Source organism: Bacillus sp. Je.9.29.b (assembly GCF_051129925.1).
Classification (GTDB): Bacteria; Bacillota; Bacilli; order Bacillales; family Bacillaceae; genus Bacillus; species Bacillus safensis.
In genome coordinates this window covers 174,117-197,189 of record NZ_JBCPSO010000006.1, presented here as the reverse complement: position 1 = coordinate 197,189, position 23,073 = coordinate 174,117, and the positions used below count along the sequence as shown (strand labels likewise).

Annotated in this window: 26 protein-coding genes; 25 read left to right on the top strand and 1 reads right to left on the bottom strand. The window is 41.5% G+C overall.

The features are described 5' to 3' along the window. The first annotated feature begins 88 nt into the window (after nucleotides 1–88). The 21 genes from AAZR19_RS13930 (at nucleotide 89) to ypjB (ending at nucleotide 19,759) form a co-directional block, all read left to right on the top strand. Nucleotides 89–868, top strand: coding sequence for a CheR family methyltransferase (locus tag AAZR19_RS13930; RefSeq protein ID WP_024422807.1), 780 nt, complete (start codon nucleotides 89–91; stop codon nucleotides 866–868). Nucleotides 869–941: 73 nt separating this feature from the next. Continuing rightward, a complete protein-coding gene (gene aroC / locus AAZR19_RS13925) occupies nucleotides 942–2,114 on the top strand; it encodes a chorismate synthase (RefSeq protein WP_024422806.1) in 1,173 nt (390 codons plus the stop codon). Next, complete coding sequence (gene aroB / locus AAZR19_RS13920; protein ID WP_041109628.1) at nucleotides 2,114–3,205, top strand: 3-dehydroquinate synthase; 1,092 nt, start codon at nucleotides 2,114–2,116, stop codon at nucleotides 3,203–3,205. The genes aroC and aroB overlap by 1 nt, the downstream gene beginning before the upstream one ends. Continuing rightward, complete coding sequence (gene aroH / locus AAZR19_RS13915) at nucleotides 3,202–3,585, top strand: chorismate mutase (RefSeq protein ID WP_024422804.1); 384 nt, start codon at nucleotides 3,202–3,204, stop codon at nucleotides 3,583–3,585. Before aroB ends, aroH begins: the two co-directional genes overlap by 4 nt. Nucleotides 3,586–3,816: 231 nt before the next feature. Beyond that, nucleotides 3,817–5,364: an anthranilate synthase component I gene (gene trpE / locus AAZR19_RS13910; RefSeq protein WP_041109626.1), complete on the top strand. Its 1,548-nt coding sequence runs from the start codon at nucleotides 3,817–3,819 to the stop codon at nucleotides 5,362–5,364. Beyond that, nucleotides 5,336–6,358, top strand: coding sequence for an anthranilate phosphoribosyltransferase (gene trpD / locus AAZR19_RS13905; protein WP_041109624.1), 1,023 nt, complete (start codon nucleotides 5,336–5,338; stop codon nucleotides 6,356–6,358). Before trpE ends, trpD begins: the two co-directional genes overlap by 29 nt. Continuing rightward, entirely contained in the window at nucleotides 6,351–7,103 is a 753-nt protein-coding gene (gene trpC, locus AAZR19_RS13900) for an indole-3-glycerol phosphate synthase TrpC (RefSeq protein ID WP_041109622.1), read from the top strand. Before trpD ends, trpC begins: the two co-directional genes overlap by 8 nt. Beyond that, the gene (locus tag AAZR19_RS13895; RefSeq protein ID WP_041109620.1) at nucleotides 7,100–7,768 is read left to right on the top strand and encodes a phosphoribosylanthranilate isomerase; all 669 of its coding nucleotides are present in this window, start codon (nucleotides 7,100–7,102) and stop codon (nucleotides 7,766–7,768) included. The genes trpC and AAZR19_RS13895 overlap by 4 nt, the downstream gene beginning before the upstream one ends. After that, nucleotides 7,749–8,948, top strand: coding sequence for a tryptophan synthase subunit beta (gene trpB, locus AAZR19_RS13890; protein WP_041109618.1), 1,200 nt, complete (start codon nucleotides 7,749–7,751; stop codon nucleotides 8,946–8,948). The genes AAZR19_RS13895 and trpB overlap by 20 nt, the downstream gene beginning before the upstream one ends. Further along, nucleotides 8,945–9,748 (top strand): tryptophan synthase subunit alpha, encoded by an 804-nt coding sequence (trpA, locus tag AAZR19_RS13885; protein ID WP_041109616.1) that lies wholly within the window; start codon nucleotides 8,945–8,947, stop codon nucleotides 9,746–9,748. Before trpB ends, trpA begins: the two co-directional genes overlap by 4 nt. A gap of 11 nt (nucleotides 9,749–9,759) precedes the next feature. Next, the gene (gene hisC, locus AAZR19_RS13880) at nucleotides 9,760–10,857 is read left to right on the top strand and encodes a histidinol-phosphate transaminase (RefSeq protein ID WP_024422797.1); all 1,098 of its coding nucleotides are present in this window, start codon (nucleotides 9,760–9,762) and stop codon (nucleotides 10,855–10,857) included. Between the two features lie 114 nt (nucleotides 10,858–10,971). Beyond that, complete coding sequence (locus tag AAZR19_RS13875) at nucleotides 10,972–12,087, top strand: prephenate dehydrogenase (protein ID WP_041109614.1); 1,116 nt, start codon at nucleotides 10,972–10,974, stop codon at nucleotides 12,085–12,087. 10 nt (nucleotides 12,088–12,097) lie between these two features. Next, nucleotides 12,098–13,384: a 3-phosphoshikimate 1-carboxyvinyltransferase gene (gene aroA / locus AAZR19_RS13870; RefSeq protein ID WP_041109612.1), complete on the top strand. Its 1,287-nt coding sequence runs from the start codon at nucleotides 12,098–12,100 to the stop codon at nucleotides 13,382–13,384. A 280-nt stretch (nucleotides 13,385–13,664) separates the two neighbouring features. Further along, the gene (locus AAZR19_RS13865; protein ID WP_024428100.1) at nucleotides 13,665–14,936 is read left to right on the top strand and encodes a tetratricopeptide repeat protein; all 1,272 of its coding nucleotides are present in this window, start codon (nucleotides 13,665–13,667) and stop codon (nucleotides 14,934–14,936) included. 75 nt (nucleotides 14,937–15,011) lie between these two features. Beyond that, nucleotides 15,012–15,551 (top strand): ReoY family proteolytic degradation factor, encoded by a 540-nt coding sequence (locus AAZR19_RS13860; RefSeq protein WP_008344562.1) that lies wholly within the window; start codon nucleotides 15,012–15,014, stop codon nucleotides 15,549–15,551. Between the two features lie 61 nt (nucleotides 15,552–15,612). After that, nucleotides 15,613–16,059: a YpiF family protein gene (locus tag AAZR19_RS13855; RefSeq protein ID WP_218677293.1), complete on the top strand. Its 447-nt coding sequence runs from the start codon at nucleotides 15,613–15,615 to the stop codon at nucleotides 16,057–16,059. A gap of 144 nt (nucleotides 16,060–16,203) precedes the next feature. Next, nucleotides 16,204–16,710, top strand: a complete 507-nt coding sequence (locus AAZR19_RS13850) for a ubiquinol-cytochrome c reductase iron-sulfur subunit (protein ID WP_007500911.1) — start codon at nucleotides 16,204–16,206, stop codon at nucleotides 16,708–16,710. A 2-nt stretch (nucleotides 16,711–16,712) separates the two neighbouring features. Then, nucleotides 16,713–17,387 (top strand): menaquinol-cytochrome c reductase cytochrome b subunit, encoded by a 675-nt coding sequence (gene qcrB / locus AAZR19_RS13845; protein ID WP_003215804.1) that lies wholly within the window; start codon nucleotides 16,713–16,715, stop codon nucleotides 17,385–17,387. Between the two features lie 41 nt (nucleotides 17,388–17,428). Continuing rightward, nucleotides 17,429–18,196 carry a menaquinol-cytochrome c reductase cytochrome b/c subunit gene (locus tag AAZR19_RS13840; RefSeq protein ID WP_024422792.1) on the top strand — a complete coding sequence of 256 codons (768 nt, stop codon included), beginning with the start codon at nucleotides 17,429–17,431 and terminating at the stop codon, nucleotides 18,194–18,196. A 100-nt stretch (nucleotides 18,197–18,296) separates the two neighbouring features. Next, nucleotides 18,297–18,890 (top strand): DUF1405 domain-containing protein, encoded by a 594-nt coding sequence (locus tag AAZR19_RS13835; protein WP_024428102.1) that lies wholly within the window; start codon nucleotides 18,297–18,299, stop codon nucleotides 18,888–18,890. Between the two features lie 65 nt (nucleotides 18,891–18,955). Next, nucleotides 18,956–19,759: a sporulation protein YpjB gene (gene ypjB, locus AAZR19_RS13830; protein ID WP_041109608.1), complete on the top strand. Its 804-nt coding sequence runs from the start codon at nucleotides 18,956–18,958 to the stop codon at nucleotides 19,757–19,759. Between the two features lie 30 nt (nucleotides 19,760–19,789). Here the strand turns inward: ypjB and AAZR19_RS13825 are convergent, their stop codons facing one another. Next, a complete protein-coding gene (locus AAZR19_RS13825; protein ID WP_024422789.1) occupies nucleotides 19,790–20,662 on the bottom strand; it encodes a YitT family protein in 873 nt (290 codons plus the stop codon). Between the two features lie 137 nt (nucleotides 20,663–20,799). On the opposite strand from AAZR19_RS13825, the gene AAZR19_RS13820 reads away from it, so the two are divergent. Genes AAZR19_RS13820 through bshB1 form a run of 4 tightly spaced genes read left to right on the top strand, consistent with a single transcriptional unit; the run spans nucleotide 20,800 to nucleotide 23,072 of the window. Continuing rightward, a complete protein-coding gene (locus AAZR19_RS13820; RefSeq protein WP_024422788.1) occupies nucleotides 20,800–21,135 on the top strand; it encodes a nucleotide pyrophosphohydrolase in 336 nt (111 codons plus the stop codon). A 5-nt stretch (nucleotides 21,136–21,140) separates the two neighbouring features. After that, nucleotides 21,141–21,944, top strand: a complete 804-nt coding sequence (gene dapB, locus AAZR19_RS13815; RefSeq protein ID WP_041109607.1) for a 4-hydroxy-tetrahydrodipicolinate reductase — start codon at nucleotides 21,141–21,143, stop codon at nucleotides 21,942–21,944. A 17-nt stretch (nucleotides 21,945–21,961) separates the two neighbouring features. Then, nucleotides 21,962–22,381 (top strand): methylglyoxal synthase, encoded by a 420-nt coding sequence (gene mgsA / locus AAZR19_RS13810; protein WP_024422786.1) that lies wholly within the window; start codon nucleotides 21,962–21,964, stop codon nucleotides 22,379–22,381. After that, nucleotides 22,368–23,072 (top strand): bacillithiol biosynthesis deacetylase BshB1, encoded by a 705-nt coding sequence (gene bshB1 / locus AAZR19_RS13805; protein ID WP_024422785.1) that lies wholly within the window; start codon nucleotides 22,368–22,370, stop codon nucleotides 23,070–23,072. Before mgsA ends, bshB1 begins: the two co-directional genes overlap by 14 nt. The last annotated feature ends 1 nt before the right edge of the window (nucleotide 23,073 follow it).

Here is a 23,073-nt window from a genome sequence, read left to right as displayed (position 1 = left end):
CTACACGAAATTTCGCATGAGAAGATACAAATTTTCGATAAAAACAGCTATACTAGGACAAAGATAGATGAGACAGGAGAGGACATTGATGGATCCATATCAAGTATTTGTTGGAAAATGGAAAAAACTAACCGGGGTTGATCTAAATTTATATAAAGAAGCACAAATGAAACGGAGATTAACATCACTTTATGATAAAAAAGGATATAAAGATTTTGAAGCATTCGCGGCCGCGCTTGAAAAGGACAGAGCATTATTAGATGAGACGATGGACCGCATGACGATTAATGTATCAGAATTTTACCGAAACTATCAGCGCTGGGAAGTACTTGATCAAAAAATCCTGCCGCTGCTTTCGAAAAATGGCGGCACCTTAAAGATTTGGAGTGCAGCATGTTCGACAGGAGAGGAGCCATATACACTCTCCATGCTGCTGTCAAGCCATCCTCTTGTGAAAGACTTCCAAATTATTGCAACTGATATTGATGATAAAGTTCTGCAGTCAGCTCAAAAAGGCAGATACCATGAACGCTCTCTGCAAGAGGTGCCAGATCATATCAAGCAAAAATATTTCACAAAAGAAGATTCTTCATTTTACACTGTGAAGGATGAGGTTCGAAAGCATATTCAATTTAAGAAGCACAACCTTTTAGCAGATCCATATGAAAAACAGCTTGACCTCATCGTCTGCCGAAATGTACTGATTTACTTTACTGAAGAGGCAAAAGAAGAAATTTACTTAAAAATGAGCAGCAGTTTAAAACAAAATGGCGTATTATTTGTTGGTTCTACAGAGCAAATTTTTCATCCAGAAAAGTTTGGACTGACATCTGCTGATACTTTCTTTTATCAAAAGAAGGGTATGTAGCTGACTTTTTAGTAGCAAGTGTGTTATTATATTTTTACTTAAAAGCGTTAATGCGATGAAGGGAGATTGAGTCATGAGGTACTTAACAGCAGGTGAATCACATGGTCCACAACTGACCACAATTATTGAAGGAGTTCCAGCGGGACTTTACATAGAGCAGGATGACATCAATTATGAATTGGCTAGAAGACAAAAAGGTCATGGCCGCGGAAGAAGAATGCAGATTGAAAAAGACCAGGCGAAAGTGTTAAGTGGTGTTCGCCACGGGAGAACATTAGGTTCCCCAATCGCACTTGTTGTTGAAAACAACGACTGGAAGCATTGGACAAAGGTGATGGGGGCAGAGCCGATCACGGAAGAAGAAGAAAGTGAAATGAAGCGTCAAATCTCCCGTCCAAGACCAGGACATGCGGATTTAAATGGGGCGATCAAATATGGACACCGTGATATGAGAAACGTATTAGAGCGCTCATCAGCCCGCGAGACAACGGTTCGTGTAGCAGCAGGTGCAGTAGCGAAACAAATTTTGGCTCACCTTGGAATCAAAGTGGCTGGTCACGTCCTTGAAATTGGTGGAGTAAAAGCAGCTCATACAGCATATGAGTCTATTGAAGATTTGCAGAAGGTAACAGAAGAATCACCTGTTCGCTGCTATGACAGTGAAGCAGGTCAGAAAATGATGGATGCAATTGATGAAGCGAAGAAAAACGGCGATTCAATTGGCGGAATTGTTGAAGTCATCGTTGAAGGGATGCCCGTTGGGGTTGGCAGCTATGTTCATTACGACCGTAAATTGGACAGCAAGCTTGCTGGCGCTGTACTTAGTATCAACGCTTTTAAAGGGGTTGAATTCGGTATTGGCTTCGAGGCAGCCTCTAAAAATGGCAGTGAGGTCCATGATGAAATCATCTGGGATGAAGAAAAGGGCTATACGAGAAAAACAAATCGCCTAGGTGGTCTTGAAGGCGGAATGTCAACGGGTATGCCAATTGTCGTAAGAGGGGTTATGAAACCAATCCCAACGCTTTATAAGCCGCTTCAAAGCGTTGACATTGAAACAAAAGAACCTTTCTCTGCAAGTATTGAACGATCTGACAGCTGTGCTGTTCCTGCTGCAAGTGTTGTTGCAGAAGCAGTCGTTGCATGGGAAATTGCCAATGCAGTTGTGGAGCAGTTTGGCCTTGACCAAATCGACCGCATTAAAGAAAATGTTGAGAAAATGCGCCAGCTTCAGAGGGAATTTTAATGAAAACACTGGAAGTTAAGACGTCTTCAGCCACTTATCCTGTATTTATCGGTGATGGGATTAAACGCAATATCGTCGACTTGATAACTTCCACTGGGCATTCCTATACGAAGCTCTTAATCGTCACAGATGCAGCTGTTGATGCCATTTATGGTGATGAGATGGTTCGCTTACTTCAGCAGAAGTGGCCAGTGAACAAAGTGGTTGTGCCGAGCGGAGAGCAGTCGAAATCCTTTGCCGAATTTGAGCATATTCATACGAAAGCCATTCAATTTCAGCTTGATCGTTCCTCCTGCATCATTGCGCTGGGAGGCGGCGTGATTGGAGATTTGGCTGGCTTTGCTGCTGCCACTTATATGAGAGGCATTGATTTTATCCAAGTGCCGACGACGCTCCTGGCACATGATAGTGCAGTTGGCGGGAAAACAGGGATCAACCATCCGCTCGGTAAAAATTTAATCGGTGCGTTTCATCAGCCGAAAGCTGTGATCTATGATACTAGTATGCTTGAGACACTATCTCAAATTGAACGAAGATCAGGCTTTGCAGAAGTCATCAAACATGCACTGATTTCAAGTGAAGAATTTTTATCAGAACTCATGTCCATTCGTTCTTTGACGGATTTATCAAAAAGCGAGCTGGCACATATGCTGTATCAAGGCATTCAAGTCAAAGCGTCAATCGTTCAAGAAGATGAAAAAGAACAAGGTGTGCGTGCATTTTTGAATTTAGGCCATACACTGGGGCATGCCATTGAAGCAGAGTATGGATATGGCGCCATCACGCACGGAGATGCCATTGCAATCGGCATGCAGTTTGCGCTGTATGTGAGCGAAAAGCAGCTGGGGCTCAGCCTTAATCGTTTGGAACTAAAAGAGTGGATGAAAGAGCTTGGATTCCCTGTACAAGTCACACAAGATATTTCCACGAAAACATTTGTTGACCGGATGATTGGTGATAAAAAAGCAAGAGGCGGCAGTGTTCAATTTGTTTTATTAAAACAGGTTGGAGACGTCACCTTACAGTCTTTCACAAAAGGTGAGCTGCACTACTGGCTCGAAGAATGGAAACGGGAGGAGGGATGTCTATGATGTTTCGCGGGATACGTGGGGCTACAACTGTGATAGAAGATACAGAAACAGAAGTGTTAAACAAAACGAAACAGCTGCTAGAAGCGATCATTTCAAGAAACCAAGTAGATCCAGAACGTGTCGTGCAGATCTTGATTTCAGCTACACAAGATATTCACTCCGTTTTTCCGGCAAAAGCACTTCGTCAGTTTGAAGGATGGACATATGTACCGGTTACTTGCATGCAGGAACTGGACATTGATGGCGGTTTAAAGCAATGTATTCGTGTCTTAATGACTGTCCAGACAGATACAAAGCAGGAAGACATACAGCATGTATACTTGGAAGAAGCTGTGACGCTTCGCCCTGATTTACAGTTGACAAAAAACAAGGAATTATAATACGATATGAACAGCCGAAGTTTACACACAGGTGTAAACGGCATTGCAAGCTTAGAGAAGATGAGAATGAGACTAGGGTAGTTGAGATGAGTAGAGTTGAGCAGAGATACGATACTTCTATTTAATCATACTGCCTAAAAGAGCAACCCTCTTTTAGGCTTATTTCGTATACTCATACAAACCCTCTATATGTCCCCTCATTCTCCTTAATCCCATTTAAGGAGTGTGCTTATGAATTCCCAATCAAACCTGACTCAATTTTTAAAGGACAGTGAGTCCTACAAAACGATCCCAATTGTTGAAACCATTACAGTCGATACGCTCTCACCGATTCAAATTGTTGAAAAACTCAAACAAGATATTGTGTATTTGCTAGAAAGCAAAGATGAGTCTTCCAGCTGGTCGAGATATTCCTTCATTGGATTGCACCCATTTTTAACCTTACATGATGACCAAAACAAATACGTTGCACGTGACGCTGCGGGGCAGGAAGTCATGCAAAAGCAAGAGCTGAAAGAACTGCTGGATTGGATGAAAGAGCAATATCAAATCAAAACGCCAGATATTGATATCCCATTTACAGGCGGGGCTGTTGGGTACTTAAGCTACGATCTGATCCCAAACATTGAACCTTCTGTCAGGCCTCACCGAAGCGCATCGACGACAGAAAATTGCACATTATTTGTCTGCCAAACGATGATTGCCTTTGATCATGAAACAAATCATGTTCATTTTATCCAATACACTCAGCTGGCCGGACATGAAACAGAAGACGAAAAAATTCGAGCTTACAAAGAAAATCAAAAACAGCTTGAACAGATGATTCACAAGCTCCATTCAAAGGTTGATATGAAAGAACTGATTTTATCAGGGAATATGAATGAGCCGCCATCCTTTGAACATGTGACGTCAACCTATGAAAAAGCGCAATTTTTAAAGGATGTAGAAAAAATCAAAGAATACATTCGAGCGGGTGACATTTTTCAAGGCGTACTCTCGCAGCGATTTGATATCCCTGTATCAGTGAGTTCATTTGAGTTATACCGCGTGCTTCGCATTGTGAATCCATCTCCTTACATGTATTTTATGAAATTAAAAGATCGTGATTTAGTCGGCAGCTCGCCAGAACGATTAATCCATGCCAAAAATGGGCATTTAGAAATTCATCCTATTGCTGGCACAAGAAAACGAGGAACAACAAGAGAAGAGGATGCTGAACTAGCAAGAGAGCTGCTTGAAGATGAAAAGGAAAAAGCCGAGCATTACATGTTAGTGGATCTTGCCAGAAATGATGTAGGCCGTGTGGCAGAATACGGCAGTGTGTCCGTACCAACCTTTACAAAAGTAGTGAACTTCTCTCATGTCATGCACATCATCTCCATTGTGACAGGAAAGCTAAAGCGGGATACACATCCAGTTGATGCGCTCATGTCCGCATTCCCAGCAGGCACATTAACAGGTGCCCCGAAAATAAGAGCGATGCAATTATTAAATGAAATGGAGCCTGAGCCAAGGGAAACGTATGGCGGCTGTATTGCTTATATTGGATTCGACGGCAATATCGACTCCTGTATTACGATTCGTACGATGAGCGTCAAAAATCAGACCGCTTCTATACAAGCAGGCGCCGGCATTGTGGCTGATTCTGTCCCGGAAAATGAATGGGAAGAGACTTGTAACAAGGCAGGAGCACTTCTGAAAGCCATTCAGCTTGCGGAACATATTTTCTCAGAAAAGGAGAGTGTGCAGGATGAATCACCGACTATCAGCTCTTGTTAATGGAGGCTTTCTATCAGAAAATGAAGCAAATAAACTCATGCATGATATGATGAGCGGCTTTTTAACAGATGCTGAAGTCGCTGCAAGTCTCTCGATTTTAGCGCATAGAGGAGAAACCGCTGAAGAAATGACGGGTTTTGTGAAAGCCATGAGGCAAAATGCAGCACCAATGGAACGAGCGCTTGATGTTGTAGATACTTGCGGCACAGGAGGCGATGGACTCTCCACCTTTAATATATCAACTGCCGCTGCCATTGTCGCTTCCGCTGCTGGAGCCAAAATCGCCAAACATGGAAATCGATCAGTTTCTTCTAAAAGCGGGAGTGCCGATGTACTAGAGTGTCTTGGGATTCATATTCAATCCACACCAGAAGAAACAAGAAGACAAATACAAGAGAAAAACATGGGCTTTTTATTTGCTCCATTGTATCATTCATCTATGAAACAAGTAGCCGCAGTCCGCAAGCAGCTCGGCTTCCGGACGGTATTTAATCTCTTAGGACCGCTTTGCCACCCAATGCAAGCCAAAAAGCAAATCATCGGTGTCTACTCAAAGGAAAAGGCAAAATTAATGGCAAAAGCCCTTGCACCGTTAGAGCCAGAACATGTGCTGTTTGTTTGCGGAGAAGATGGACTGGATGAATTAACGATTACAGCAAATTCATATGTGATTGAACTTAAAAAAGATGTCATGACAGAATATACACTCAATCCAGAAGACTTTGGGCTGCAAAAAGGATACTTATCAGATATTCAGGTCCAATCACCGGAAGAGAGTGCTAAATTGATTCAGAATATATTGAATCATCAAACAGGAGGGGCACCGCTTCATATTACAGCCCTGAATGCTGGAGCCGCTTTATATGTCGCAGGGAAGTCAGAAAGCCTCATGGCCGGAACATTAAAAGCGATTGAAACGATTAAAAACGGCGCAGCCAAAGAACAATTGGCTCGTTTAAAACAAAAAACGAGAGAGGAAGAGATCTATGCTTAATCAAATCATTGCCCGCAAAAAAGAACATATCCAAACATTGCAGTTACCAGTAGATGGACACTTTGAAAGACGATCATTTAAAGAAGCACTCATGAATCCTCATCGCTCAATTGGTCTAATTGCGGAGGTGAAAAAAGCGTCTCCTTCCAAAGGAATCATTCAACCGAATTTTGATCCTTTACAAACAGCAAAAGCTTACGAAAAATCAAACGCTGATTGCTTATCTGTTTTAACGGATGAACCGTTCTTTCAAGGGAAAAACGAATACTTATCCCTCATTAAAAAACACGTAGATCGTCCAATTTTAAGAAAAGATTTCATCATTGACTCCATACAGGTAGAAGAGTCAAGACGTATAGGGGCAGATGCCATTTTATTAATTGGAGAAGTACTTGAGCCGCAAAAGCTGCAAGAGCTCTATGCTGAAGCGAAAGAGAAAGGCCTTGATGTCCTTGTCGAAGTACATGCAGCAGATACACTGGAAAATATTTTAAAGTTGTTCACTCCTGAAATCATTGGAGTGAACAACCGGAATTTAAATACATTTACAACAACAGTTGAACAAACAAAAGAGATCGCACCCCTCGTTCCAAACGATGTCTTACTAGTGAGTGAGAGCGGTATTCAAACATTTGATGATCTGACCTTTGTGAAGAAACATGGAGCGGGTGCAGTTCTTGTAGGAGAATCATTAATGAGAGAACAATCACAAGAAAAAGCCGTTCAAACATTGTTTGGAGAATGAACAGGATGAAGCCTTATGTAAAATATTGCGGGGCAGTATCACAAGATGATGTGGAATGTATTGCGCAATCTCACGCAGATGCCATTGGATTTATTTTTGCTCCAAGTAAAAGACAAGTCCAGCCAGATCAAGTGAAACAATGGCTCATCCATACAAAGTGTGAGAAAAAAATTGCCGGTGTATTTGTAAATGAAAAGATCGAAAAAGTGTGTGAGATCACAAAACATATACCTTTAGATATCGTACAGCTTCATGGAGATGAAACGCAGGATGACGCTAAAGAAATCAAACAACAAACAGGGGCTGTCGTTTGGAAAGTGTTCCACCACGAATCCAATATCACAAACACGCTTGAAAAAATGACGGCATTTGCGCCTGTTGTCGATGGCTTCCTTATTGATGCGAAAGTAAAAGGGATGAGAGGCGGCTCTGGAACAGCTTTTGCTTGGGAGGCGGTGCCTGCATACGTTAAGCATGCAAAACGGCTGGAGAAAACTTGCATAATTGCAGGCGGTATCACACCAGAAACGGTAGCAGAGCTCCTTGCCTATGGTCCAGAAGCGATCGATCTTTCAAGCGGAATAGAAGAAAACGGGAAGAAAAGCAGCGCTAAGATTGAAGCGCTCGAAGAAAGGATGTTAAATGATGTACGCATATCCAAATGAGATTGGCAGATACGGAGAATTCGGAGGGAAATTTGTCCCGGAAACGCTCATGCAGCCACTAGCAGAAATCGAGCAGGCATTTCGTGAATTAAAAGAAGACCCTGCTTTTCAAGCAGAATATGTATCACTACTTCGAAACTATTCAGGCAGACCAACTGCGCTTACATATGCTGACCAATTATCAGCATACCTCGGCGGCGCAAAAATCTATTTAAAAAGAGAAGATTTAAACCACACGGGTGCTCATAAAATTAACAATGCGCTTGGTCAGGCCTTGCTTGCGAAAAAAATGGGGAAATCAAACATCATCGCAGAAACAGGCGCGGGCCAGCACGGAGTAGCTGCTGCAACGGTGGCCGCAAAGTTCGGGTTATCCTGCACGGTATTTATGGGAAAAGAAGATGTGGAAAGACAATCACTCAATGTCTTTCGAATGAAACTGCTTGGCGCTGAAGTCATACCTGTCACAAGCGGGAATGGCACACTAAAAGATGCAACCAACGAAGCCATCCGCTATTGGGTTCAGCACTGCAGTGATCATTTTTATATGATTGGCTCCGTTGTAGGCCCTCATCCGTATCCTCAAATCGTCAGCGAGTTCCAGCGGATGATTGGTGATGAAGCAAAAGAGCAGCTGCTTGAAAAAGAAGGAAGGCTTCCTCATAAAGTCATTGCCTGTGTTGGCGGCGGAAGTAATGCCATTGGAATGTACCGGGCATTTTTAGATGAAGAGGTAGATATCATTGGTGTAGAGGCAGCTGGAAAAGGAATCGATACGCCGCTCCATGCTGCAACCATCACGAAAGGAACCAAAGGTGTGATCCATGGGTCTTTGACATATTTAATCCAAGACGAATTTGGCCAAATTATTGAGCCATATTCTATTTCCGCTGGTTTAGATTATCCGGGAATTGGACCAGAGCACGCATATTTACATGCGAGCGGGCGGGTTCAATATGTGAGTGCAACAGATCAAGAAGCACTAGATGCCCTAAAACTGCTAACTGAAAAAGAAGGAATACTTCCAGCAATTGAATCTGCACATGCGTTAGCCAAGGCGTTTGAGGTAAGCAAGACGATGAATGAAGATGAAATCATTCTTGTCTGCCTGTCAGGAAGAGGCGATAAGGATGTGCATACATTAATGAACGTGCTCGAAAGTGAGGGGAAAACAAAATGATTAGATTTCAATTAGAGCAAGGCGAAAAATTATTTATCCCATTTATCACAGCTGGAGATCCGTCAGAAGACATCACGATTGATTTAGCTATCTCCCTTCAAGCAGCCGGTGCACATGCGATTGAACTCGGTGTTCCTTATTCCGATCCACTAGCAGACGGTCCTGTCATTCAAAGAGCCTCCAAAAGAGCTCTAAATCATGGCATGAATATCGTAAAAGCGATAGAATTAGCAGGGAAGATGAAAAAAAACGGTGTAAAAATTCCTGTAATTCTATTTACGTATTATAATCCTGTGTTACAATTAGACACAGAATACTTTTTCGCTTTACTGCGCAAAAATCATATTTCGGGACTCTTAACACCCGACTTGCCGTTTGAAGAGAGCAGCGAGCTGCAAAAGAACTGTCAAACACATGACATTTCATATATTTCACTCGTTGCACCAACAAGCAAGGAACGATTAGTAAACATTGTAGAGCAGGCAGAAGGTTTTGTGTATTGTGTTTCATCTCTTGGTGTAACAGGTGTCAGACAATCCTTTGACGCGTCAATTACAGATTTTATTCAACAAGTGAAACAGCTGAGTCACATACCGGTTGCGGTCGGTTTTGGCATCTCAACAAGAGAGCAGGTAGACTCAATGAATAAACTGAGTGACGGTGTTGTTGTCGGAAGTGCACTTGTGAAAAAAATTGAAGAGCTTCAAGAACAATTGCTGGCAAGTGATACACGTCAAGAGGCTTTAAGAGAATTTGAAACATATGCAAAAACATTTAGTCCCCTCTATTCATTCAAATGAGGTGAAACATTTTGCAAATCAAAGATCAATTAAAACAGCTAAAACCGTATCAACCTGGGAAACCAATTGAAGAGGTCAAAAAAGAATATCAATTAGACAAAATTGTGAAATTGGCTTCAAATGAAAACCCTTTTGGATGTTCTGTACATGCAAGAGAGGCAATACAAGCTGAGCTCGAACATCTAGCGATTTATCCGGATGGATACAGCGCAAGTTTAAGAACGGAGCTTGCTGAGTTTCTTCAAGTAAGTGAAAAACAATTAATTTTCGGGAACGGCTCAGATGAACTTGTGCAAATTATTGCGAGAGCATTCCTTGACCAACATACAAATACCGTCATCCCATCTCCATCTTTTCCGCAATATCGTCACAATGCAGTGATTGAACATGCTGAAATTCGAGAAGTGCCTCTTTTAGAAGGGGGAGCTCACGATCTGAAGGGCATGCTGGATGCGATCGATGAAAATACGAAGGTTGTCTGGGTATGTAATCCAAATAACCCAACAGGAAATCATTTGTCAGAATCTGAGATTGTGGCGTTTTTAGACGAAGTGCCAGCTCACGTGCTTGTTGTACTAGATGAAGCGTATTTTGAGTACGTTCGTGCGGAAGATTTTCCAAACAGTTTATCTTTATTACACAATTATCAAAATGTCATTGTACTTCGAACGTTTTCTAAAGCATATGGACTTGCAGCGCTTCGAGTAGGCTACGGAATTGCATCAGAAGAGCTGATTACTGCCATTGAACCAGCGAGAGAGCCGTTTAATACCAGCCGTATCGCTCAGGCAGCTGCTCGTGCAGCGATCAAAGATCAAGATTTCATACAATCATGCAGACAGAAAAACGAAGCAGGTCTCAAGCAATATCAAGATTTTGCTGACCGTTTTGGACTATATATCTATCCATCTCAAACAAACTTTGTGCTGATTGATTTTAAAAGAGATGCAGATGAATTGTTCAATGCATTATTGAAAAAAGGTTACATTGTTCGTTCCGGTAAAGCACTTGGTTTTCCGACTTCTTTACGTATTACCGTCGGAACAAAAGAGCAAAATGAAGACATTCTAAGCACACTTGCCGATTTACTACAAGGCATTCGTGCGTAGCATAACCATAAAGTCATATCCTAAGGCAGGATATGGCTTTCATTGTACCAACCTCAATACATATAAGCTGTTGAAATAGGTTGTTTAATTTTCGCGAAAAATCAGGTGATGAATATGAATGATGCAAACGAAACAATATTAATCGCTGGACTCGGTTTAATTGGGGGATCCATTGCACTCTCGATTAAAAAAGAGTATCCTCATAAAAAAATTGTAGGATTTGATGTTTCCAAAGAGCAAATGGTTGCTGCAACGAAGCTGGGAATTATTGATGCAACAGCTGATTCGTTTTTGGCTGGTTTAGAAGAATCTTCGACCATTATTTTGGCAACACCTGTCCAGCAAACAGTAAAGATGCTTAGTGATATTGCAGACTCTGGAATTGAAAGAGAGCTCATAATCACTGATGTCGGCAGCACAAAGCAAAAGGTCGTCCATTTTGCTGAAAAAGCGCTGCCTGAGCATTACCAATTTATTGGTGGACATCCAATGGCAGGCTCTCATAAGTCAGGTGTTATTGCAGCAAAAGACTTTTTATTTGAAAATGCGTTCTACATTTTAACGCCTGCAAAGGAAACAAACCGCCAAGCTGTTGATCAGTTGATGGATTTGTTAAAGGGGACAAATGCTCATTTCATCGAGATGACACCAGAAGAACATGATGCTGTGACAAGTGTAATTAGCCATTTTCCTCATATTGTTGCAGCCAGCCTTGTGCATCAAGCACATCATTTTGAAGAACAATTCCCACTTGTTAAACGGTTTGCTGCTGGAGGCTTTCGTGATATCACACGGATTGCTTCAAGCAATCCTGCAATGTGGCGGGATATCCTGCTGCACAATAAACACAAGATTTTAGACCGATTCCATGAATGGAAAAAAGAGATTAACCGCATTGAAACCTTCGTAGAGCAAGAAGATGCTGAAGGATTGTTCTCTTATTTTCAAGATGCAAAGGAATATCGTGATGGACTGCCTCTAAGGAAAAAAGGAGCCATTCCTGCCTTTTATGATCTGTATGTCGATGTTCCGGATCACCCTGGGGTCATATCGGAGATTACAGGGCATCTAGCAAGTGAAAACATTAGTATTACAAATATCCGTATTATTGAGACGCGGGAAGACATTAATGGGATTTTACGCATTAGTTTTCAAACAGATGACGACCGCAAGCGTGCAGAAATCTGTATAAAAAATAGAGCGAATTACGATACATTTTATGCTGACTGAGGTGACAAACATGAAAATTCATAAAAATGCTCCTATGAATGGAGAAATTCATATCCCAGGTGATAAATCTATTTCACATAGATCAGTGATGTTTGGTGCAATTGCTGAAGGGACCACAGTAGTGAAAAACTTTCTTCCTGGAGCTGACTGTTTAAGTACGATTGATTGCTTTAGAAAGATGGGCGTTGAAATTGAACAAAAAGGGACAGATGTTGTCATTCATGGTAAAGGATTGAAAGAGCTCAAGGAGCCGTCTGACATTCTCGATGTTGGTAATTCTGGTACAACCATTCGATTAATGATGGGAATATTAGCTGGTTGTGAGTTTCACAGTACACTAATTGGTGATGAGAGTATTGCCAAAAGACCAATGAAACGTGTGACGGGTCCGCTTAAACAACTAGGAGCCAAAATAGACGGCAGAGCAAATGGCGAGTATACACCACTGTCTATTCGTGGCGGTCATTTAAAAGGCATCTCTTATGAGTCTCCGGTGGCAAGTGCACAAATTAAGTCGGCTGTCCTTTTAGCTGGGCTGCAAGCAGAGGGTACAACAACATTAACTGAACCACATAAATCAAGAGATCATACAGAAAGAATGCTCTCTATGTTTGGTGTAAAACTAGATGAAGATGAACAAAGTGTTTCCATTGATGGTGGCCAGACATTAACAGCAACAGATATATTTGTTCCTGGAGACATCTCTTCAGCTGCATTTTTCCTTGTAGCTGGATCAATCGTTCCTAACAGCCGGATTGTCTTAAAAAATGTCGGGCTAAACAAAACAAGAACAGGTATTATTGATGTGCTGAAACTTATGGGTGCAAATCTTGAAATCAATGAAGTAGATGCCAAAGGCGGAGAACCGTATGGTGATTTAACGATTTCTACTTCATCATTAAAAGGGATTGAAATTTCTGGTGACATGATTTCAAGACTCATCGATGAAATTCCGATTATTGCGCTTCTTGCGACCCAAGCAGAAGGAACAACGATCATTAAAGATGCTGCTGAGTTAAAAGTTAAAGAAACTAATCGAATTGATACAGTCGTATCAGAACTTAAAAAACTCGGTGCTGATATTGAAGCAACAGATGATGGTATGAAGATTCATGGTAAAACTACGCTTCAAGGCGGCGCAGTCGTCTCAAGCTACGGAGATCACCGTATCGGTATGATGCTGGGAATTGCCGCATGTGTGACAAAGCAAGCCATTGAGATTGAAGATACAGATGCTGTTCGTGTCTCATACCCGAATTTCTTTGAACACATTGAATATTTAACGAAAACAGTCTGAGGAGGTCCTCAGGCTTTTTCTTTCCTTTTGCATATTTGTCAGAAATATAGCATAGCTTGTCTCAAGGTGAAACCTTGAAAAAAAACATTTTGTCCGATAAAAATAGTGTCTGCAGTTTACAAATCATCAGTTTCGTATAGGATGAAATGAAAAACAGTCTTTAAAACACAAAAATGGGTTCATTTTAAAAGAGCAACATATTTGCTGGATGTGTACCTGTCGATTATGATATGAAGTAACAATAGTTTAGGTTTTTGGAAACAGAAAGGAACGGTTTGATTTGAATAGTTCATTACAAGAAGCCATAAAATTAGTTGAGGCGGGTGAGACTGAAAAAGGACTCCAAACACTTGCTCAAGCAGAGAAGCATTTGCATGATGAAGAAAAGGCGCAAGCGGCTCAATTATATTATGATTGGGGAGATATCGATAAAGCACGGAATCTCATCAGTGATTTACATGATTTATATCCAGAGGAAACAGGTTTAACGTGTTTTTATGCAGAGCTGTTGATTGACTCTGATGAAGAAGAGAAGGCGATTTCAGTATTAGAAACGATTCCTGAAGATGATGATGCGTACCCAGAGAGTTTATTGTTAATGGCAGATTTGTATCAAATGCAAGGACTATTTGAAGTCAGTGAACAAAAGCTTTTAAAAGCGAAAGAACTACTTCCGAATGAAGCCATCATCGATTTTGCATTAGGTGAGTTGTATTTTTCTCAAGGCCTTTCAAAAAAAGCGGCTGATTATTTCTACAAAGTGGCAGATCAACAGCATGAGGTTGGCGGTGTCAATGTGTATCAGCGGCTCGCTGAATCGCTCAGCACAGCTGGAGAATTTGAGGATGCACTTGAATGGTACGAAAAGGCAGTAAAAGATCAAGCAGACCCGAATACTCTTTTTGGCTACGGATTTACAGCAATGAGGGCTGGCAGAACGAAAACAGCCATTCAGCAGCTTACAGAACTGAAAGATATTGATCCGTCCTATTCGTCACTATATATGCCTTTAGCGAAAAGTTATGAGGAAGAAGGACTATATCACGAGGCTTTAGAAGTAGTAAAAGAGGGTATTAAAGTTGATGAGTATAACAAAGAATTATATTTATATGGTGCCAAGATTGATTTGAAAAATGGGGATTCAGAAGATGCGAAAAAACTGCTTCAAGAAGCACTTGCTCTCGATCCGGGTTATATTGAAGCAGTTCAAACATTGCTGGCGATCTATTTAAATGAAGAGCTGTTTGATGAAATTCTGGATGTTATTAAAGAGGTTAAAAGCTTTGGGGAAGATGATCCAAAATGGAATTGGTATGCTGCATCTGCTTCTGTCGGGCGAGAAGAATACAAAGAAGCTGCCGAGTATTTCAAGCTTGCCCTGCCTGATTTTGATGAGGAGCGTGACTTTTTATATGAATACGCTTCGTTCCTTTTAGAAGAGGGCAGACAAAAAGAAGCATTGCCGTTATTACGCAAAGTTCTAGAGAAAGATGGTACGAATGAAGAAATTGAAGAAACCATTTTAAGAATTGAAGACGAAATTTCCTTATAGTTTGCAGGAATGAAGAACTGGTTTGTTGAATAATTCATGTATAGCAATTTAATTTACGATAGAGGAGGGAATAACATGCAGACCCCTGTTTCTGTCAATGAAAAAAAGGAATTTATCCGGTGGTTCTTAAACCATTATCAGCTAAAGCGAAGAGAATGTGTTTGGATATTAAATTATTTAATGAGTCACGACTCTTTGATGGAAAAGGTTCATTTTGTAGAGCAAGCAGAATTTTGCCCAAGGGGAATCATCATGTCAACACACTGTGTGGATGAAGTTCCCTTTAGATTTTATAAAGAAAACATCATGACGACAGATGCTGAAAAGTCATTTCATGATATTCGTTTGAATAAACAGCAGGATTTGTTTATTCAATTGAATTTCCGTTCTGCTTATCGTTCGCCGGAATATGCAGCTGTTCTTGAAACAAATCCTCATATTCCAAAGGATCTTTATGAGAACGAAAAAGATAAGGATCTTGCTGAGAAAGTGCTTGAGCACTCAATCGCAACTTTCCAAAAAGAACGGCTCATGAAAGAGATAGATGAAGCACTTGACCGTCATGATCAAGAAACATTTAATAAGCTGGCAAAAGAATTAAGCCTATTGTCATAAACTGAACGAATAAGCCTTGCCCTATACAGGCAGGGCTTATGTCATGAAAGAGGGGAATTTGATGAGGTTTCAATCAGAGGATGCGGATCGCTTTTTGCAATCTAAAGCTTACATTGATACCGCTATCATTCCATTAGTTGGGATTGATGCGGATCAAATGAAACAAACCGTGTCTTTAGGAGAGTTTACTATTCTTGTAGCAGATGAACTTGAAAGACAGTTAAAAGGGCGGGTTTTTCTTTTTCCGCCACATACATATTTGGAAGTGAGTGACCGGAAACCAGAAGACATACTCACAATGAAGCAGTCGCTCAAAGATCATTTTCAGCATGTCATATTGATCACATCTGATCACAAGTGGAAAGAGCATGGTGAGATCAGTGAATCGCTATTTTTGCTCAAGCCGGTTCCGCTGGAGCATTTGAAGGTTGAATTAAAGCAAAAAGTCATTCAAGACAGTGTAGAACAAATTTTGAACTTTTTGTTACAAAAATGGAACCCTTCATAAAAACCCTTACATTTGCATTGTACATAGCTTTTTAGGATGTTGACCTTGTGAATAGATTGATATATTATGAGGGTGTCCTAGTTTTATGAAATTTTTTCTAATTCAGTTATAAAGTAGCTGACGACCTGAGGGGGGGAGAAAAAAATGAGCGAGAAGAGACATGGAGTGTCCAGGCGTCAATTTTTGAATTACACGTTGACCGGCGTGGGGGGATTTATGGCCGCTGGAATGCTCATGCCTATGGTTCGCTTTGCGCTTGACCCTGTGCTAAAAGGAACAGAGGATCAGGATATGGTTCAAGTTGTCAGTGTAGATGAATTGACAAAGGAACCGAAGCGCTTTGACTTTAAAATTGATCAAGTAGATGCATGGTACGAGTCAAAGGAATCTAGGTCAGCATGGGTGTACAAAGAAGGGGATGAAATTGTCGCTTTATCGCCAATTTGTAAACATTTAGGATGTACAGTGAACTGGAACAGTGATCCGAAAAATCCAAACAAATTTTTCTGCCCGTGCCATTATGGGCTGTACGACAAGGATGGTACAAACGTACCCGGAACTCCACCGCTTGCACCGCTTGACCATTATAAGCAGCAAGTGAAGGACGGATACCTCTATCTTGGAAAAGCTGTGCCGAAAGGGGAAGGGTAACGATGCTTAACAAGATTTACGATTGGGTAGATGAGCGGCTGGACATTACACCGATATGGAGAGATATTGCGGATCACGAGGTGCCAGAGCACGTCAACCCAGCACATCATTTCTCCGCTTTTGTGTATTGTTTTGGCGGTTTAACGTTTTTTGTGACAGTCATTCAAGTCCTTTCGGGCATGTTTTTAACGATGTATTACGTGCCGGATATTAAAAATGCCTGGGAATCTGTCTATTATTTGCAAAATGAAGTGGCATTTGGACAGATTGTCAGAGGGATGCACCACTGGGGTGCGAGTTTAGTCATTGTGATGATGTTTTTACATACGCTAAGGGTCTTTTTCCAAGGGGCGTATAAAAAGCCTAGAGAGCTGAACTGGATTGTTGGTGTGCTCATTTTCTTTGTGATGCTTGGACTTGGTTTTACAGGTTATCTTTTACCATGGGATATGAAGGCGCTGTTTGCGACGAAGGTTGGTCTTCAAATAGCAGAAGCAACACCTTTCATTGGTAAAGAGATCAAAACGCTGCTTGCAGGTCATCCTGACATTGTAGGGGCACAAACGCTGACGAGATTTTTCGCTATCCATGTCTTTTTCTTGCCAGCGGCATTATTTGGGCTGATGGCTGCCCACTTTATTATGATTCGTAAGCAAGGAATTTCTGGACCGCTATAAAATGCTGCGTTTGATGAATGTTCAATGAGGAGGGGATGACTTTGCATAGGGGAAAAGGGATGAAGTTTGTCGGAGATTCCAGAATACCGGCAGAAAGAAAACCTAACATACCTAAAGACTATTCCGAATATCCGGGAAAAACAGAAGCCTTTTGGCCGAACTTTCTTTTAAAGGAATGGCTTGTAGGTGCCGTTTTTTTAATTGGATTTCTTGTCCTAACTGTTGTTCATGCGCCTCCGCTTGAGCGGATGGCTGATCCAACAGATACTGGCTATATTCCGCTGCCAGACTGGTATTTCCTATTTTTGTACCAGTTATTAAAATATGAATTTGCTGCAGGAAACTTCACTGTCGTCGGCGCGATGATTATGCCTGGAATTGCGTTTGGTGCACTTTTGCTCGCACCATTTCTTGATTCAGGTCCAGAACGCAGACCGTATAGAAGACCAATTGCAGTCGGGATGATGATTCTTGCAGTCGGCGCAGCAACGTATTTAACGTGGGAGTCTGTTGCAACTCATGATTGGGAAGCAGCGGCAAAACAAGGTGAGATTAAGAAAGAAGCAGAGATTGATACTTCAGCTGAAGAGTATAAAATTTATCAAGAGCAGACATGTATCTCCTGCCATGGGGATAACATGCAGGGCGGAGCAGCCGGACCGTCACTCGTTGACAACGGTCTTTCGCCTGAGGAGATCGCTAAAATCGCTGTAGAAGGTAAAGGCAATATGCCGAAGGGTGTTTTTAAAGGCAGTGATGAAGAACTTGAGAAGCTCTCTAAATATTTATCTGAGGTCAAATCAAAATAATTCAGTTGTTTAAATGCAAGTACAAGGATATACTCAAAAGAGAAAAAGCTGGCGCTGTCAGCTTTTTTCTGATTTTAACAGATCGTGAGTGAAGAGACATATGAGATGGATTCAATATTTGCTAGCGACGCGCTACATGCTTGTGCTGGTGCTTATGATCAATTTCCTTGGCACTGTGTACGGCTACTATTGGTATATTCCGCAGCTCGTAGAGACACCGGCTGTCTTTTTAGCTTTTGTACCAGACAGTCCAACGGCCAGCTTTTTCTTTTTATTTGTATTACTTGCGTTTTTGATGAAACGAAATGCTCCTTATTTTGAAGCACTTGCTCTTGTGACCTTGATTAAATATGGGTTATGGGCGGTAGGAATGAATATCTTTGTGCTTTTATCTGTTGATGATTTTCCGTGGGAAGGATACATGCTGATTGGGTCTCACTTTGCGATGGCGGTTCAGGCTGTATTGTTTGCGCCGTATTATCGTTTTCAAATGCGTCATCTCGTAGTAGCCGGCATTTGGATTTTACATAACGATGTAATTGATTATGTATTTGGTATGATGCCCCGTTATTCTATGCTGTCTGCTTATTCAAACGAGATCGGCTACGTGACGTTTTGGCTAAGTATTGCGGTTCTTCTTGTTTCGTATTATCTCGTTCTATCGAAAAAATCGGTCAAGCTGGAACTCCCTTAACAATGTTGGTCTAACCTTGTCCTTTTCTTCATACGCTGTAAGGAGAAGGGCTAGGAGGGACTTGCATGAAACGAAAGCCAATCGCGATGATTCTATTATTTTTTCTCGTATTACAGCCAGCAGTTGCTAAAGGTGAGGAAACAGCTGCTAACACGCTGCAAGAATTAACGGAACTATCAGATTCCATCTTTCAATTAACGAGACAAGCTAAATATGATGAGGCGTTACAAGTCGCATTGTATGTTGAAAAGACATTTAAAGCTGAGAATTGGCGTGGAACTTTGACGAATACGCAGATTCGGCAAATTACACTTGGCTATCAAGATATGATAAAAGGGCTGCCGCAGGAAGAATTGAATGAGCGCGAAAAACTTCGTTATGCCTCTCAATTTAGAATGCTGCTTGATGCGATCCAGTCGGATTCTGAGCCTCTTTGGGGTTCGCTGGAGAAGCCTATTATGGGGTCTTTTCCTACTTTGAAAAAAGAAGTAAAAGATCCAGAATCGACGACATTTTATGAAACTTGGAATGAGCTGGTTTCTTTATACGATATGATCTATCCAAGTTTAACCATTGATATTTCGCCTGAAAAGCTGCAGACAATTAAGCAGCACATGGAAGTGATTGAGCAAGGTGAATTTTTAAAAGCATCAAGTGGGACAAAGCTTGAACGTCTCACGAAGCTGGAAGAGGATTTATCGAGTGTGTTTGCTCACGTCGATGAAGATGAAGCTGATCCATCGCTTTTATGGGTCATCTTAACAACCGGGAGTATCATTTTATTAACGTTAACGTATGTTGGATTTCGGAAATATCGTGCTGAAAAAGAAAAGAAGCAAAAACGTCAGGCTGATTATCCTAAATCATAAAAAAAGAAGCCCAAAACTGGTGCTTCTTTTTTAATGTGGATTGAGCGGCTTTTTGTGTTCATCTAATGTAAAGCCTTCACCGAGTACATCATGCACGTCACTGACAGATACAAACGCATGAGGATCGACTGAGGTCACGACGCTTTTAAGGTGGACAAGCTCGTTTTTCGGAACGACGCAATAAAGAACGTTGCGCTCCTGTTTCGTATAGGAACCGACCCCTTTTAAGATGGTGACACCGCGCTCCATTTCATCCGTGATTTTCTTTTGAATGATGTCATCTTTTTCAGAGATAATCATGGCGCCTTTGGCAGCATAAGCGCCTTCTTGCATGAAGTCAATGACCTTCGCAGCAACAAACACTGCGACAAGTGTATACATCGCTTCTTTATAATTTAAGTAGGTCAGAGAGATGGTAATGACGCATGCGTCGAAGATGAACATCGTTCGTCCCATTGCCACCTGATAATGCTTGTTGATCAGTCTTGCAATGATGTCCACACCGCCTGTTGTACCGCCGAATTTAAAGATGATTCCGAGGCCTGTTCCGATAAATACACCTGCAAAGAGGGCGGCTAAGGCTAAATCGTGCTGGAGAGGCATATGTATTTGAAAGCGCTGGAAGATGGCAAGAAAGACAGAAAGACTCACTGTTCCTACAATTGTATAAGTAAACATCGTTCTGCCGAGCATTTTCCAGCCTATAAAAAAGATCGGAATGTTTAAGACAAGGTTTGAAATAGATGGGTCAATGTGAAATAGAAAATATAAAAGCAGTGTAATACCTGTAAATCCGCCTTCCGCCAAGTTGTTCTGCATATTAAAATGAACAAGACCGAAAGAAAAAATCGCAGATCCTATTAAAATAAATACGATATTTTTAAGACGAATTTCTTTTAGCAAGAGACCACTCCTTTTTTTGCTTAGACAGCGATAATATTATATGGTATGGGAGAGAAACAAGCAAACTGAGACTTAAACATTTGTCAAATATTTATGATTTCGCTAACATGTAAGAGATGGATAGGAGGATGAGCTTCATGACGAAAGAAAAAACGCTGCGTCACGTGCAGCAAGAAGTAGATGATTACATAGGACAATTTAAAGAAGGCTATTTCAGCCCGCTTGCCATGATGGCCCGTCTGACAGAAGAATTAGGGGAGCTGGCAAGAGAGGTTAACCATTACTATGGAGAAAAGCCGAAAAAAACAACGGAAACAGAAAAAAGCATGGAAGAAGAAATTGGCGATGTTTTGTTTGTGTTAACATGCCTCGCTAATTCACTTGATATTTCACTAGAAGAAGCACATGATCGTGTGATGCATAAATTCAATACAAGAGATAAAGACCGCTGGACGAAAAAAGAAGGGAAGTAGAGACGATGACGAACGAAACCATCAAAGTAGTAATCGCTGGAGCAAGAGGAAGAATGGGGATAGAGGCTGTGAAGCTGGCGGAAGAAACAGGCCATTTTGAGCTGGTGGCAGCACTTGATCACACGCATGAAGGAAAAAAATTATCTGATGTGATTCATACGACATCTCATGCACCGATTTATACGGATATTGATGTATGTCTTTCAGAAACAGCACCAGATGTATTAATTGATCTGACAACACCAGAAATCGGGAAAGTACATACAAAAAAAGCACTTGAACATGGCGTGCGTCCAGTCGTCGGAACAACTGGATTTTCAGAAGATGACCTAAAAGAGCTTCAGCAATTAACAGAAGAAAAGGGCATAGGCTGTATTATTGCACCAAACTTTGCTGTCGGTGCGGTCTTAATGATGAAATTTGCCAAAATGGCAGCGAATTATTTTCCTGACGTTGAAATCATTGAGCTTCACCATGATAAAAAACTAGATGCCCCAAGCGGTACGGGCTTAAAAACGGCTGAAATGATTGCAGAAGTAAGAGAAAGCAAAAAGCAGGGACATCCAGAAGAGAAAGAATTGATCGAAGGGGCACGAGGAGCTGATTATGATGGTATTCGTCTGCACAGCGTGAGACTTCCTGGCATGATTGCACATCAAGAAGTGCTGTTTGGAATGGACGGACAGACGCTCACCATTCGTCATGATTCTTATAACCGTGCATCCTTTATGTCAGGCGTGAAGCTTTCAGTAGAGCAGGTCATGCACATTGATCAGCTCGTTTATGGTTTAGAAAATATCATCGACTAATAAGGAGTGGATTCCTGATGAACATTGCTTTAATCGCTCATGATAAGAAAAAAAGTGACATGATTCAGTTTACCACTGCGTACCGTGATATTTTGGCAGATCATACACTTTACGCAACAGGGACAACAGGCTTGAGAGTGAAAGAAGCGACGGGGCTTCCCATTCATCGTTTCCAATCAGGACCACTTGGGGGAGATCAGCAGATCGGTGCTTTAATTGCTGATAATGCAATGGATCTTGTGCTCTTTTTTAGAGACCCGCTAACTGCGCAGCCGCATGAACCGGATGTATCTGCACTCATCCGGCTTTGCGATGTGTATACCATTCCATTAGCCACCAATATGGGAACTGCTGAAATTTTAGTCAGGAATTTAAATAAAGGTACGTTTGATTTTCGAGATGTAGCAAAAAACGGAGGAACAAATGAAACGACTTGATATCCTTGCATTCGGTGCCCATAGCGATGATGTAGAGATCGGAATGGGCGGAACGATTGCAAAATACGTAAAAAAAGGGGCGCGCGTCGGGATTTGCGACTTGACCCAGGCCGAATTATCTTCAAATGGAACAGTAGAGAGCCGCAAAGAAGAAGCAAAAGCCGCCGCCGCTATTTTAGGTGTCAGAGCGAGAATCCAGCTCACACTGCCAGATAGAGGGCTGTATCTAAACGACGAAGCGATGAAGGAAATTGCGGGCGTGATTCGAACTTACAAACCGAAACTGATTTTCGCTCCGTACCACCAAGATCGGCATCCAGATCATGGCCATGCGGGCTCACTTGTAGAAGAGGCCGCTTTTTCTGCAGGTATACATAAATTTGAAGATTCATACAAGCAGCCAGCGCATAAAATAAGCCAAATGTATTATTACATGATTAATGGGCACCATCGTCCAGATTTTGTGATCGATATTTCTGAGGAAATGCACCAAAAAATTGATAGCTTGCATGCGTATAAAAGCCAATTTGTTAAATCGGCAAACTCAGTAGAGACGCCTCTTGTGAACGGTTATATTGATTTTGTCAAAATGAGAGAGTCTATGTATGGAAGAGAAGTCAACAAAGCTTATGCAGAAGGGTTTATCACAAAGAAACCACTTTTGTTGGACGATGACTTACTTGGGGGGTAAT

What these genes read in the sequence shown, in the direction of transcription:
- AAZR19_RS13930 (WP_024422807.1), top strand. Translation starts at nt 89, where the DNA reads ATGGATCCATATCAAGTATTTGTTGGAAAATGGAAAAAACTAACCGGG.
- aroC (WP_024422806.1), top strand. Translation starts at nt 942, where the DNA reads ATGAGGTACTTAACAGCAGGTGAATCACATGGTCCACAACTGACCACA.
- aroB (WP_041109628.1), top strand. Translation starts at nt 2,114, where the DNA reads ATGAAAACACTGGAAGTTAAGACGTCTTCAGCCACTTATCCTGTATTT.
- aroH (WP_024422804.1), top strand. Translation starts at nt 3,202, where the DNA reads ATGATGTTTCGCGGGATACGTGGGGCTACAACTGTGATAGAAGATACA.
- trpE (WP_041109626.1), top strand. Translation starts at nt 3,817, where the DNA reads ATGAATTCCCAATCAAACCTGACTCAATTTTTAAAGGACAGTGAGTCC.
- trpD (WP_041109624.1), top strand. Translation starts at nt 5,336, where the DNA reads ATGAATCACCGACTATCAGCTCTTGTTAATGGAGGCTTTCTATCAGAA.
- trpC (WP_041109622.1), top strand. Translation starts at nt 6,351, where the DNA reads ATGCTTAATCAAATCATTGCCCGCAAAAAAGAACATATCCAAACATTG.
- AAZR19_RS13895 (WP_041109620.1), top strand. Translation starts at nt 7,100, where the DNA reads ATGAACAGGATGAAGCCTTATGTAAAATATTGCGGGGCAGTATCACAA.
- trpB (WP_041109618.1), top strand. Translation starts at nt 7,749, where the DNA reads ATGTACGCATATCCAAATGAGATTGGCAGATACGGAGAATTCGGAGGG.
- trpA (WP_041109616.1), top strand. Translation starts at nt 8,945, where the DNA reads ATGATTAGATTTCAATTAGAGCAAGGCGAAAAATTATTTATCCCATTT.
- AAZR19_RS13875 (WP_041109614.1), top strand. Translation starts at nt 10,972, where the DNA reads ATGAATGATGCAAACGAAACAATATTAATCGCTGGACTCGGTTTAATT.
- aroA (WP_041109612.1), top strand. Translation starts at nt 12,098, where the DNA reads ATGAAAATTCATAAAAATGCTCCTATGAATGGAGAAATTCATATCCCA.
- AAZR19_RS13860 (WP_008344562.1), top strand. Translation starts at nt 15,012, where the DNA reads ATGCAGACCCCTGTTTCTGTCAATGAAAAAAAGGAATTTATCCGGTGG.
- AAZR19_RS13855 (WP_218677293.1), top strand. Translation starts at nt 15,613, where the DNA reads ATGAGGTTTCAATCAGAGGATGCGGATCGCTTTTTGCAATCTAAAGCT.
- AAZR19_RS13850 (WP_007500911.1), top strand. Translation starts at nt 16,204, where the DNA reads ATGAGCGAGAAGAGACATGGAGTGTCCAGGCGTCAATTTTTGAATTAC.
- qcrB (WP_003215804.1), top strand. Translation starts at nt 16,713, where the DNA reads ATGCTTAACAAGATTTACGATTGGGTAGATGAGCGGCTGGACATTACA.
- AAZR19_RS13835 (WP_024428102.1), top strand. Translation starts at nt 18,297, where the DNA reads ATGAGATGGATTCAATATTTGCTAGCGACGCGCTACATGCTTGTGCTG.
- ypjB (WP_041109608.1), top strand. Translation starts at nt 18,956, where the DNA reads ATGAAACGAAAGCCAATCGCGATGATTCTATTATTTTTTCTCGTATTA.
- AAZR19_RS13820 (WP_024422788.1), top strand. Translation starts at nt 20,800, where the DNA reads ATGACGAAAGAAAAAACGCTGCGTCACGTGCAGCAAGAAGTAGATGAT.
- dapB (WP_041109607.1), top strand. Translation starts at nt 21,141, where the DNA reads ATGACGAACGAAACCATCAAAGTAGTAATCGCTGGAGCAAGAGGAAGA.
- mgsA (WP_024422786.1), top strand. Translation starts at nt 21,962, where the DNA reads ATGAACATTGCTTTAATCGCTCATGATAAGAAAAAAAGTGACATGATT.
- bshB1 (WP_024422785.1), top strand. Translation starts at nt 22,368, where the DNA reads ATGAAACGACTTGATATCCTTGCATTCGGTGCCCATAGCGATGATGTA.